The 11,635-nt window shown below is 71.4% G+C and carries 9 protein-coding genes; 2 read left to right on the forward strand and 7 right to left on the reverse strand.

What is annotated here, in order from left to right:
• Window positions 1-117: 117 nt before the first annotated feature.
• Entirely contained in the window at window positions 118-576 is a 459-nt protein-coding gene (locus AB0M83_RS22990) for a hypothetical protein (RefSeq protein ID WP_364520128.1), read from the forward strand.
• 30 nt (window positions 577-606) lie between these two features.
• Here the strand turns inward: AB0M83_RS22990 and AB0M83_RS22995 are convergent, their stop codons facing one another.
• From AB0M83_RS22995 to AB0M83_RS23025, 7 genes are all read right to left on the reverse strand, one after another.
• Window positions 607-1,431 (reverse strand): hypothetical protein, encoded by an 825-nt coding sequence (locus AB0M83_RS22995; RefSeq protein WP_364520130.1) that lies wholly within the window; start codon window positions 1,429-1,431, stop codon window positions 607-609.
• A gap of 474 nt (window positions 1,432-1,905) precedes the next feature.
• On the reverse strand, window positions 1,906-2,634 hold the full coding sequence (locus AB0M83_RS23000; protein WP_364520132.1) for an alpha/beta hydrolase: 729 nt from the start codon (window positions 2,632-2,634) through the stop codon (window positions 1,906-1,908).
• Between the two features lie 170 nt (window positions 2,635-2,804).
• Entirely contained in the window at window positions 2,805-3,824 is a 1,020-nt protein-coding gene (nudC, locus tag AB0M83_RS23005) for an NAD(+) diphosphatase (RefSeq protein ID WP_364520134.1), read from the reverse strand.
• The gene (locus AB0M83_RS23010) at window positions 3,824-5,203 is read right to left on the reverse strand and encodes a pitrilysin family protein (RefSeq protein WP_364520136.1); all 1,380 of its coding nucleotides are present in this window, start codon (window positions 5,201-5,203) and stop codon (window positions 3,824-3,826) included. Before AB0M83_RS23010 ends, nudC begins: the two co-directional genes overlap by 1 nt.
• Window positions 5,200-6,492: a pitrilysin family protein gene (locus AB0M83_RS23015; RefSeq protein WP_364520138.1), complete on the reverse strand. Its 1,293-nt coding sequence runs from the start codon at window positions 6,490-6,492 to the stop codon at window positions 5,200-5,202. Before AB0M83_RS23015 ends, AB0M83_RS23010 begins: the two co-directional genes overlap by 4 nt.
• Window positions 6,493-6,501: 9 nt before the next feature.
• Entirely contained in the window at window positions 6,502-8,010 is a 1,509-nt protein-coding gene (locus tag AB0M83_RS23020) for a DUF2207 domain-containing protein (protein WP_364520140.1), read from the reverse strand.
• A gap of 71 nt (window positions 8,011-8,081) precedes the next feature.
• The gene (locus tag AB0M83_RS23025) at window positions 8,082-9,809 is read right to left on the reverse strand and encodes a DUF2207 domain-containing protein (RefSeq protein WP_364520142.1); all 1,728 of its coding nucleotides are present in this window, start codon (window positions 9,807-9,809) and stop codon (window positions 8,082-8,084) included.
• 621 nt (window positions 9,810-10,430) lie between these two features.
• Between AB0M83_RS23025 and AB0M83_RS23030 the strand changes: the two genes are divergently transcribed.
• Entirely contained in the window at window positions 10,431-11,525 is a 1,095-nt protein-coding gene (locus AB0M83_RS23030) for a neutral zinc metallopeptidase (RefSeq protein WP_364520144.1), read from the forward strand.
• Window positions 11,526-11,635: the final 110 nt, after the last annotated feature.

Consider the following 11,635-nt stretch of genomic DNA (forward strand, 5'->3'; position numbering starts at 1 on the left):
GCACAGCCGTCAACGGCCTCCGGAAACGGCCAGGTAACGCTTGGGGGCGCGCTGGGCCACGTGGCGGAAACACCGGTGGACGGGTTTTCCGCTTGCGGCGGCGAGGACGCTGGAGGCATGACCTCGACCGTTCCGCCGTGGGACGTGCTCGGCTGCCCGGTGCCGATCGCGCGGTTCGTCGCGCGGACGGACCTCGCCGTCGTCGCGCTTCAGCACGTCGTCGCCTACCCGGGCGGCTGTGCTCTGCACCTGCACCTGAGCGTCCGGCGGGGGTCGCTGGACCAGACCACTTGGGACGGCATCGGCGAAAGTCACGCCGGCGGGTTCCGCGGCCCGTCCGACGACAGCCTGCAGTTCCGCGTCAGCCAGGGTTCCCTGACCGAGATCGGCGGCGGCGCGAGCTACGACGACCGCCACTACCGGGGCGACCGGCAACTCTGGCTTTCACCGCTGCCGGCCGGCCCCTTCGAGTTCTCCGTGGAGTGGCGGCGGGCCGGCCTCGACCGCACCGCCGCCCTCCTCGACGGATTGGCCATCGCGGACGCGGCTCAGCGAGCCACACCCTATTGGCCGTAGCCCGCTACGTCGCCTGAGTCGATTCTTTGATCACGTAGGTGATCGACGAACTGCGTGAGTCTCTCCTTCGCGCCGTTCGGGTTCATCCTGTCGTTCAACGCCTACCGACCACTGTTCGAACTGCTGCGCCAGCCATTCCTTCGTCTCGTCCGAGACGAAGTCACGAACGTCCTTGATGAGCGGGTCGACGGCGTGGTCCTCTACTTCTTCGTGTGCCTCAGGCGCCGGGCAGATGAACACCGCGAGCATGCGAAGGTTCCGCAGAAGCTCGTCGCTGGTGATCACACCGAGTACCGGGACGTGGGCGATCGCTGCGGTCTTGAGAGCTCCCCACGCCTTGTCCACGATCATGCCGACCACCGCCTCGGTAAGCTGTGCCCGCCCGTCCTTCTTGCTTGAGTAGACGACCGTGTCAATGATGGTCTTCTTGGCCCTTTCGGGAATCTCGTCGAGCAGGCTGTTGAACTCCTCGATGACTTTGACAAAGCCGATGATCAGGTCACACCAGCCGTGGTCGGCAAGTTGCAGGCGAATCCGGCTGACCTCTTCGGATCTGTCGTCGAGTTCGACGAGGACGTCCTGCCAGATGTCCTCGGTCATCGCTCTCGCGAGCGCGTCCACCTGCTCCACTGGGGCGGGGTGGCCCGGGTACTCCTCCAGCACGTCGCCGGTCTGCTGAGGTTCTTCGGAGGACGAAATCGGCTGCCCGGATTCAGCACCCGGCAACTCGGCCCGTTCGGCTTCGTCACGTTCCCCCGGCATCCGCTCGGGTTTCCGTCGCGGAAGAGGTAATTTTGGTATCCGTGCGACATTCCGGGCGAGCCAGTCGGACAAGTTCAAGCGCAGCGAATCCATGCTCGCCTCGCGCGCCCGCGCGTTACGCCTCACTCCAGTCTTCGCAACCGTCCAACTGCGCCACTTCTTCCTGATCGCAGCGCGCTTGATCGAGCGAGCTTGTTCCGGCTGGCGAGCGAGGCCAACCCACTCTTTCCATCCGTGCTGTGACCGCCGCAGTTGCCACATTTGCAGACATGGCCTGTCGCTTTTTCGCAATTCTTCGGATGCTTCCTGGTCGACGCCATCAGCCGCCCCTTGTCCGACAATCCGCCCCGCTCGATCTTCCGAGCTCCGCGGGAAGCGACGTACCGCCACCCTGGTAGTCGCCGGATTGCCCTCCGTGACGCGATTTGGCCTCACAAGACCCTGGCGTCACTCTTAACGCAAGGGCCTCGGTTGCCATTGGCGTTCGGGTGAGAAGTGCCACGAAGGCGACGTTTCACGGCACCTCTCACTCCTCGACGTCCGCTCAGGCCCGGAGCAGCCGAGCCGCTACTTCAGGTGCCGGGCGAAGAACCGGCTGCCGTCGTCCCCCTCGAACGCCGGGACGCCGGTGTGCCCGCCCATGTTGGCGTGCAGCGTCTTTTCCTTGGAGCCCAGGGCGTCGAACACGTCCAGGGCCAGCTGCCGGTCGTTTCCTTCGTCGTCCCACTGCAGCAGGACCAGCAGCGGGATGGTGACCTGCCGGGCCTCGTCGAGCATGCTGCGCGGCACGAAACTGCCGGCGAACAGCACGGCGGCCGCGATGCGCGGCTCGACCACCGCGAGCCGGACGGCGATGGCGAGCACCCCGCCCGAGAAGCCGACCGGACCTTCGATCCCGGGCTGCGCGAGGAGGGCGTCCAAGGTCGCCTGCCATTCCGGGACCCCCTGGTCGACGAGCGGGAGGACGAGCCGCTCGACGATCTCGTCGCCGACCGGCTCACCGGCCTGGATCGCCCGGCGCAGGTCGGCGCGGGCCTCGTCGACGGTGGGGAGCCGGGGCCGGTCACCGCCGCCGGGAAGCTCAATGGTGGCCGCGGCGTAGCCCTCGGCCGCGGCGGCCCGGGCGCGGGCGGCCAGCCGGGGGTACATCTTGCCCAGTCCACCGGGATGGCCCATCAGGATCAGCGGTGCCGGTGCGGACGTGGCAGGCGTCCACAGGATGCCGGGGATGTCGCCGAGGGTGAACTCGCGCTCGAGGACGTCGTCGTCGAGGCGCTGTTCGGTCGTGAATCGCATGGTCGTGCCTTTCGGGAGTGCGCTTGAACGGCGCTCCCGGACGACCTATCGCCCAGCCGTGACCCCGGAGGGGAGCACCCACGTCGTAACGTTCACGGGTACCACCTCCTCGTTCGCTCGCACGGCCGCCGCGAGGTTAGCAGCAGCGGCCGGGCGAGCGCCAACGAGTTTCACTCCTCCGCGTCCGCCCAGGCTTTGAGCATCACGCGGGCGATGGACGAGTTGCCCGGCAGGATGATCTCCGCCGCACCGCCGGCGATCGGCGTCGGCTTCGAACCCTCGCCCCGCACCGCGCTGTTCGCGAACGCCGCCCGCACTTCGTCGCGCGACACCCACAGCGCCTCTTCGATCTCGCCGTCCGCGGGGACCAGCGGCAACGACCGGTCCGCCCGGGCCGTGAAGCCCAGCATGATCGACCGCGGGAACGGCCACGGCTGGCTCCCGAGGTAGCGGACGTCCGACACGACCGCCCCCACCTCCTCGCGGATCTCGCGCAGGACGCACGCCTCCAGCGACTCCCCCGCCTCCACGAACCCGGCCAGCACCGAATACCGCCCGGCCGGCCAGATCGGCTGGCGCGCCAGCAGCACGTGCGAGCCGTTGACGCCCTCCTGCGAGTGGACCAGGCAGATCACCGCCGGATCGGTACGCGGGTACTCTTCGCGGCCGTCGTTCGTGCACTTGCTCGCCCAGCCGAACTGGATCAGCTCCGTCGGGTGGCCGCAGCGCGTGCAGAACTTCGCCTGGCGACGCCAGTTCCGCAGTGCCTGCGCCGTCGTGAACAGGCCCGCCGACGTGTCGTCCAGCAGGTCTCCGTAGCCGCGCAGCTCGACCCAGACCTCGCCGTCGGCGCTGGGGACCTCCTCGACGAAGCCCCAGCTGCCCGCCATCTTCACCGTGCCGGCGTCACCCGACGGGCCGCCCGGCAGCGACCAGTAGTCGGTGTCCTGCCACTCGCCGAGGAACACCGCGTCGGCGGGCGGCTCCGAGCCGAAGTCGATCGCCTTCCGGAACGCCAGCACGGACGAACCCTCGACGACCGGGGTGCGCCCGGTGTCGTCCAGCAGGACGACCCGGGCGTCCGCCCAGCGCGACACCAGCCGCGAAGGGTTGGTGCGCAAGCGCTCCTGACGGTCCACAGTGGACCGTGACAAAGTAGGCAGGTCACCCAGGGTGAACGGGACGGACATCAGGCCGGCTCACCCACGACGACGTCACCGAGCGCGAGGAGCTTGCGTTCCAGCACGGCCGCGTCCCCGACCACCACACCCGTGAACCGCTGGGGGGTGAAGTACTTCAGCGCCGCTTCGGCCACCTCTTCGGCGGTCACCGCCGCGACCCGCGCCGGGTGCTCGATGAGCCACTCCAGGCCCAGGCCGGTCGAGGCCAGCGCCAGCACCTGGCCGGCCAGCCCGGACTGCGACGACGTCGACGTCAGCAGGGAGCCGATCGCGTACTGCCGCACCGACTCCAGCTCGTCACCGGCCGGCGGGACCTGGCCGAGGCGGCCCAGCTCGTAGCGGGTCTCCAGCAGCGCCGGCGCGGTCGCCTCGGTGGCGGTGTCCGCGTCGACGTTGACCACCGCGGTGCCGTCGGTGAACTCGAACCCGGAGTGCGCGGAGTAGGTGTACCCCTTGTTCTCGCGGATGTTCTCCACCAGCCGCGACGAGAAGTACCCGCCGTAGGCCAGGTTCGCCAGCTGCAGCGCCGCGTAGCCCGGGTCGGTGCGCGGCACGGTCTGCGCCGAAAGCCGGATCTGCGACTGCACGGCCCCGGCGCGCGGCACCAGCCGCACGCTCGGGCCGGTCAGCTCCGGCAGCGGCGGCAGCCGCACGGCGGACCGGTCGGACGCCCAGCCACCGAGCACCTTCTCGAGCTCGCCGATGACAGCCTGCGGGTCGATGTCACCGATGAGCACCAGCACGGCCCCGCGCGGCAGCACCGACGCCTGGTGCAGCGCCCGGACCTGCTCGGGCGTCACGACCGCGACGTCTTCGGCCTTCGGGACCTCGCGCGTGGCGGGGTGGTCGCCGTAGCGGTGCTTCTGCAGCGCCTCCCGCGCGATCGTGCGCGGCTGCGTGCGCGACACGGCGATCCGCTCGACCAGCCGTTCCTTCTCGCGCGCGATCTCGTCGTCGGCGTAGGTCGCTCCGGTGAGGACGTCGCCGAGGACGTCGAGGAACGTCGGCAGCTTCTCGGCGAGCGCGGATCCGGTCAGCACCAGGCGTTCCGGGTCGACGCCGGCGCCGATGTCGCCGCCGATCAGCGCCAGCTCGGCGTCGATCTCGATGCGGTTGCGGCGCGCGGTGCCGGTCAGGATCGTCTCGGCGAGCACCTCGGACGTGGCCGGGTGCAGCGCGTCGTCGCCCGCGAACGGGATCCACAGCCGTGCCTCGACCATCGGCACGGTCGCCTTGCGCACGGCCAGCACGCGCAGGCCGTTCGAGAGCTCGGTGTCCACATGGGACAGGTCGCCGGCGGCGCGCTGCTCGCCCAGCGGGGGCAGCGGGCGCGGGCCCCGCGTGGTGCGGCCGATCTCCTCGGCCGTGCGGTGCGTTGCAGAAGTCACTGCTCGTTGTTCCCTTCCGAAGCGGGCTTGACCACCAGCACGGCGCGCGCGTCCGGGCGCAGCGCCTTCGCCGCGGCCGACACGGCTTCCGAGGTGACGGCGGACATCCGGTCCGCGAGCCGGTACACCAGCGACGCGTCACCGTAGAGCAGTTCGAACGAGCCGAGCGCGAGCGTCCGGGACACCAGCCGGTCGTGCTCGGAGTGCAGGCTCGCCGCCCAGCGGGCGGTGACCTTCCGCAGCTCCTGCTCGTCCGGCGGGTTCTCGGCGATCTTCTCGAGCTCGTCGTCCAGCGCCGCCAGCACGCGCTCGCGCGGCACCTCGTGCGGGTGGATCAGGGTGATGGTGAACGTGTCCGGGTCGCGGGCCTCGAACGGGCCGAACAGCCCGGCGCCGGCGCCGATGTCGACGACCAGGGGCTCCTTGTGCACCAGCCGCTGCTGCAGGCGGGAACCGTCGCCGTCGGTCAGGACGCCGGCGAGCACGAGGTAGGCCAGGTAGCCGTCGATGTCGTTGATCGGGTCCGGCATCCGGTAGCCGATGCCGAGCGCGGGCAGCGGCGCGTGCGGGTCTTCGACCTCGCCGCGCAGCTCGGTGGTCGGCAGCGGCTCGGCGAAGGACGGCCGCTGCGGCGCGGGCCGGTGCGGGACGTCGCCGAAGTGGTCCTCGATCAGCTTCTTGGCGTTGCCCACCTCGAAGTCGCCGGCCACCGTCAGCACGGCGTTCGCCGGCGAGTAGTAGGTGTCGAAGAACGCCGCGCAGTCGTCGACCGTGGCGCTCTCGAGGTCTTCGAAGCCGCCGTAACCGTTGTGCGCGTTCGGGAACGTCGAGTACAGGACCGGCGGCAGGGTGATCCACGGGAACCCGCCGTAGGGCCGGTTCAGCACATTGAGGCGGATCTCTTCCTTGACGACGTCGATCTGGTTCGCGAGGTTCTCCGCCGTCAGCTTCGGCGCGCGCATCCGGTCGGCTTCGAGGAAGAGCGCGCGCTCCAGCGCGGCGCTCGGCAGCACCTCGAAGTAGTCGGTGTAGTCGGGGTGCGTCGACCCGTTGAAGGTGCCGCCGCTGGACTGCACGTGCCGGAAGTGGGCGAGTTTCTCCAAGCTTTCGCTGCCCTGGAACATCAGGTGCTCGAAGAGGTGCGCGAACCCGGTGCGCCCCTCCGGCTCGGAGCGGAAGCCCACGTCGTAGTGGACACTGACGCCGACCACCGGCGCGGTCGCGTCGGGTGCCAGTACCACGCGCAGACCGTTGTCGAGGGTGTATCGGACGAGCTCGGGATCGGCCATGGCCCCACCCTACGACGGCTCGGCGCCTCCTGGCTTCCCGGCTGGCGGGTGAGAACCGGTGTCCGCGGCCACCACGGCGAGCCGGCGCCCGCGGCGGGCACCGGCGAACGTGCCCGCGAGCGCCGTCGCGAAGGATCCGGCCTGGTCAGGGCGGATCTCGCCGTCGTGCCAGTACACCGGTGGCGGGTGTTCGAGGCCCTCGAAAGCGGCCACCCACGGACCCTGTTCGCCCAGAGCCAACGCGTACGGCAGGCCGCGGGAGAACACCAGTTCGCGCTGGGGCTTGTCGAAGTCCTTCGCCCGCGTCGCGGCGAGCTGCCCGGCGACACCGCGGAGCCTGAGCGCGACCTCGGCACCTGCGCGACGGCGCGCGGGCAGCGCGGCCGAGACGGCGACGGCGGCGGCCCCGGCCAGCGCGAGGATGACGCCGAGCTGGGCGTACCCGGCGGTCAGCGCGAGCAGGATCGTGAGGAACACGCCGTAGAAGACGACGCGGGTCCCGGCGCGCCGGAGCCGGCCCGTCGCGAACCAGCCGCGCCGGACGACGTCGGCGTCCAGCTCGGCTCGTGGGACTTCGACGTGACGCTGCCGCAGTTCGGCGAGGGTCACCGATTCCGCCGGAAGGACGGCCTCGAAGACGGCACGTTCGAAGGACGTCAGGTGCTCGTCGGGCGGGTTGCGGCGGGTCAGCGTCGGGCCGTCGCTCACCCAGACGTAGTTGCGGACGGCCAGGTCGAGCACGGTCGCGGCCAGGTCGGCGGGCCCGGCGCGGCCGTGCAGCAGCAAGCCGATGTGCCCGGGCAGCACGCCCTCCGGGGACGCGAACTCGCCGTTCTTCGCGATCAGCCCGGCCTTGGGCGGGTCGCCGGCGGCACGGCGGCGGGCGAAAGCGACGAACGTGGCCGCGGTCAGCAGGAGCGCGGCGAAGCCCACCCAGGCCCAGGCGACCGGCGTCGTGAGGACGAACGCGCCCGCGATCGTCTTGGCCGGTACGAGGACTTCGTTCGCCGGGACGGTGCCCGCGGGCAGCTCGACGGTCGTCGTCATCCGCTCGCCCGCCGCGAGGTTCTGCTGGCTGAACCGGGTCAGCCCGGCGTGGTCGATCTGCGCGGCGCCGCACGGGAAGTCGGAGTCCGGCGGCCCGGCGAGGCAGTCGACGGCGGTGGGGATGTCGGGCGCCGCGAAGGAGGCGCGGATGAACTTCAGGTCGGTGCTCCAGCCTCCCGCCAGCTCCCAGGTGACCCGGTTCCCGGCGACCGCACCGTCCACTGTGTACCGGACGATCGACGTGCCGGCGGTGAGGTGGACGGTGAACGCGTCCGCGTCCACCTGGGCGTTCCCGCTGCCTTCGAGGACGACGTCGCGGACGCCGTAGACGCGGTCGCGGTGGTGCGGCGCGGCGGCCCGCAGCGGGACGCGGCGGTCCATCGTGACGCCGTCGGGCACGGAGATCGCTTCGGCGACCGAGAGCGAGCCGTCGCGCTCGACCTTGAGCTGGATCTCGGCGCTCTGCGGCACGGTCGGCAGCGGCGGCTCGTCCCCCGGCCCAGCGACTAGGAAGAGGGCGAGGACCGCTCCGGCGAGCACGGTCAGCGGGACGCGCGGGCGGACGCGGTGAGCAGCCCGTCGAGCGCCGTCAAGAACGACGGGAAGTGCGTCCCGAAGCGGCGCAGGTCCTGATCGGACTCCATGCCGCCGTACCAGTAGAGCCCGGCCGAACCGTCGGAGGCGGGGTTGAGCGCGGCGAAGGCGCCGAGCCAGCGTTCGGTGTCGCCCAGGACGACCGCGTACGGCAGCGAGCGCGAGAACACCATCTCGCGGTCGGCCGGCGGGATGTCCTCGGCTTTCGCGGTGTGGAGGTAGTCGAGCAGGCCGCGGACCTGGCCGACGAGCACCCGGCCGCGCGCGGTGCGCGAGGGCAGCAGCGCGGCCGCCGCGGCGACAGCCAGCCCGGCCAGCGCGACCGCGACGCCGAGCAGCGCTTCGCCGAGGGTGAAGGTGAGGACCGCGGTGGCGGCCGCGCCGAGCGCGAAGATGCCGGCGCCGAGCCAGGTCAGCCGGCCGCGGGCGGTGTCAGGGCGGCGGGAGAACCAGCGCTTGGTGACGACGTCGGCGTACATCGCGTCGCTGATCTTGCGCAGGTCGAGCCGGCCGCGGGCGCGCAGCTGCGACACGAGGACGGCGTCGATGCCGGCCGGCAGCAGCGTTTCGTAGACCGCGCGTTCGAAGTCGTGCAGGTGCTCGTCCGGCGGGTTGCGGCGGGCGATTTGCCAATCTTGTCCCGGTACTTCCGCCAGCCAGAGGTAGTTGCGGACGGCGAGGTCGACGACGGTGGCGCTGATGTCGACGACGTCGACGGTCTCGTCGACGACCGTGCCGACCTGGCCGGGCAGGACGCCGTCGGGGCTCGCGAAGAAGACGCGGTCGCCGTCGCGCAGGAGGACCTCGACCGGACCGGTGGCGGTGGTGAGCGCGCCGGCGTCTTCCTTGCGGCGGCGCTGGACGTGGATCCCGCCGGCGATGAGGAAGACGAGCAGCAGGGCGAAGACGATGCCGGTCAGCGGGGTGAAGGCGAAGGCGGTGGCGAAGAGGCCGACGTCGGCGAACTTCGCGTTGGCCGGGACGGTGTTCGCGGGGAGGCCGACGAGGAGGTCGACGCGGTCGCCGGGCCGGACGTCGTTCTGTTCGAGGCGGACGACACCGGTGTGGTCGAGTTCGGCGAGCGTGCAGCGCTGGCTGGAGCCGATCGGGCCGGCGAAGCAGTCCACAGGGGACAGCCGGGGCGACGGCGCGAGGAAGGAGGCGGTGAGCTTTTCCAGCGGGGTGTCGAAGCCGCTGGCGACTTGCCAGCGGGCTTGCTGGCGGCCGCTTTGGTCGGCGATGGCGCCGTCGACGGTGTAGGTAACGGTGGAGACGCCGCCGGTGAAGGTGAGGACCAGCTGGTCGCCGGTGAGCTGGCTGGTGGCGGCGCCCTCGGTCTTGATGTCCCTGGCTTCGAAGACGCGATCCTGGTCGTCGCCGGCCGAGACTTTCAGGGGGACGCGCGAGGTGAGCTGCTTACCGCCGGGGACGGTGACCTTCTCGGTGACCTGGAGCGAGCCGTCGCGGAGGACTTTGAGGGCGACGTCGGCGGTGGGGCCTTCGGGCGGCTGGACGTCTTGGCCGTTCAGCTGCTGGGGCTTCTTGGCCTGCTCGGAGGGTGCGTTCGGCAGGACGGGCCCGGCGGAGGGCCCTTGTGCGGCGGCGGGCCCGGCGGTCAGCACGGCGATCGCGGCGACCGCGGCGACCGCGGCCGCTGTCCCCCATTTGCTCAACACAGCACCACACCCTAGAGCACCCGCTCTATGCTGACGCCCGGAACGGCGAGATCTCCGCAGGTACGTCGCTTCCGACGGGGAAATCGCACGGGGGGTTCCGCTTTCATGACGCAAGGCCCGCAGGGTCCTGGTCCACACGACCCGCGGCGGCCGGTGCCGCCACCGGGGCGGGGACCGTTGCCGCCGCCGGGAGTTCGGCCGCTGCCGCAGGGTCGCCCGGGGCGAGGTCCGGGTGGGCAGGCGCCGCACGGCGCGCCCGGCGGGCCGGGGCAAAGCGGCGCGCCGCAAACGGGATCGCCCCAAGCCCCCGGCGCTGGTCCGCAGCAAGGCCCTGGGCCCGGCGGCACGCCGGGTCCAGGCCAAGGCGGGCAGGCGCCGCCCGGCGGGCCGGGGCAAAGCGGTGCTCCGCACGGCCGGCCGAGCCAAGCGCCCGGCGGTGCTCCCCAGCAAGGCCCCGGCGGGCAGCCGGGGCAGCGTCCTGGCGGGCAGCCGCCGCAGTTCCCCGGCCAGCCGCCCCGGGGTCCACAAGGTACTCAGGGCTTTCCCGTCCACGGCCCGCCGTCCGGTGCTTACCCGCGCCCGGGCGGCTTCCCGGCGGGCGCGCCGCTTCCGCCGCCGGCCGTGGCCGCTCCGCCCGTCTTCGCCCCCGCCTACGCCGGCCCGCCTCCCGGCGCTCCCTTCGGGCCCCGGTTCGCGCCCGGCTACCGGCCCTACGTCGCGAAGAAGTCGAACACCGGGGTCATCGTCGCCGTCGCGATCATCGGGATCGTCGCGGTCGTCGGGGGGCTCGTCGCGGCCGTCGCGCTGATCGGGGGCAACACCCGGCACGTCGCCGACGCCGGGTACTCCAGCACCTACCCCTCGGACACCTACGAAACCACCTCCGCCGACGAGACCACCGCGACCACGTCGTCCACCGAACGGACGACCACCAGCGAAACGACCGAGCGCACGACCCGCACGTCCGAAACCCCACGCGGTCCCCGTTCGGTCGTCGCCACCGGCAACAACCCGTTGTTCGCCAGCGCCGACTACGGACTGCAGAACGTCCCCTGCTCGCTGAGCCGCTGGGCGACCGACCAGAACAGCGCGACCCGGTTCTTCCAGTCCGGGATCGCCTGCCTCGACGCGATGTGGTCACGCATGCTCGGCGCCGTGGACCTGCCGTTCCGGTCGCCGAACCTGTCGGTGCCGCGGTCGCTGTCGGAGTCGTCGACGCCGTGCGGCAGCGGGGGCACGACGACCGGCGTCACGCCGTTCTACTGCGCCTCGAACGACACGATCTACATGCCGATGGACCGCATCGAGATCGACTCGTGGGGCAACCACCCCGGGCCGTACCTGTCGATCCTGGCCCACGAGTACGGCCACCACGTGCAGAACCTGGCCGGCATCACCGAGGCGTACGGCGGCCAGCGCTACGACGCGGGCGCCGACTCGGCGGCCGGCCTGGAACTGTCCCGGCGGATGGAGCTCGAGGCGCAGTGCTTCTCGGGCATGTTCCTCGGCTCGGCGTCGGTCTCCGGCGGATCGGTCGACAAGAACATCTACAACGAGGCCTGGAACGCCCAGGACCGCGGCGACGACTACGCCCGCAACGGCAAGCGCGACCACGGCAGCGCCAGGCACAACATCTCCTGGTGGCAGCACGGCGCGACCAAGAACCGCAACCAGCAGTGCAACACGTGGCTCGCGGCCTCGGGAGACGTCTCCTAGCGCCCCAATGTGGCGTTCGGTGCGTCCCACGCACCCAATGTGGCGTTCGGTGCGTCCCACGCACCCAACGCCACATTGGGGCGCTTGAAACCCGGGTCAGCCCGGCGGGG

This window comes from Amycolatopsis sp. NPDC051106, assembly GCF_040682775.1.
GTDB lineage: Bacteria > Actinomycetota > Actinomycetes > Mycobacteriales > Pseudonocardiaceae > Amycolatopsis.

What these genes read in the sequence shown, in the direction of transcription:
- AB0M83_RS22990 (WP_364520128.1), top strand. Translation starts at nt 118, where the DNA reads ATGACCTCGACCGTTCCGCCGTGGGACGTGCTCGGCTGCCCGGTGCCG.
- AB0M83_RS22995 (WP_364520130.1), bottom strand. Translation starts at nt 1,431, where the DNA reads ATGGATTCGCTGCGCTTGAACTTGTCCGACTGGCTCGCCCGGAATGTC.
- AB0M83_RS23000 (WP_364520132.1), bottom strand. Translation starts at nt 2,634, where the DNA reads ATGCGATTCACGACCGAACAGCGCCTCGACGACGACGTCCTCGAGCGC.
- nudC (WP_364520134.1), bottom strand. Translation starts at nt 3,824, where the DNA reads ATGTCCGTCCCGTTCACCCTGGGTGACCTGCCTACTTTGTCACGGTCC.
- AB0M83_RS23015 (WP_364520138.1), bottom strand. Translation starts at nt 6,492, where the DNA reads ATGGCCGATCCCGAGCTCGTCCGATACACCCTCGACAACGGTCTGCGC.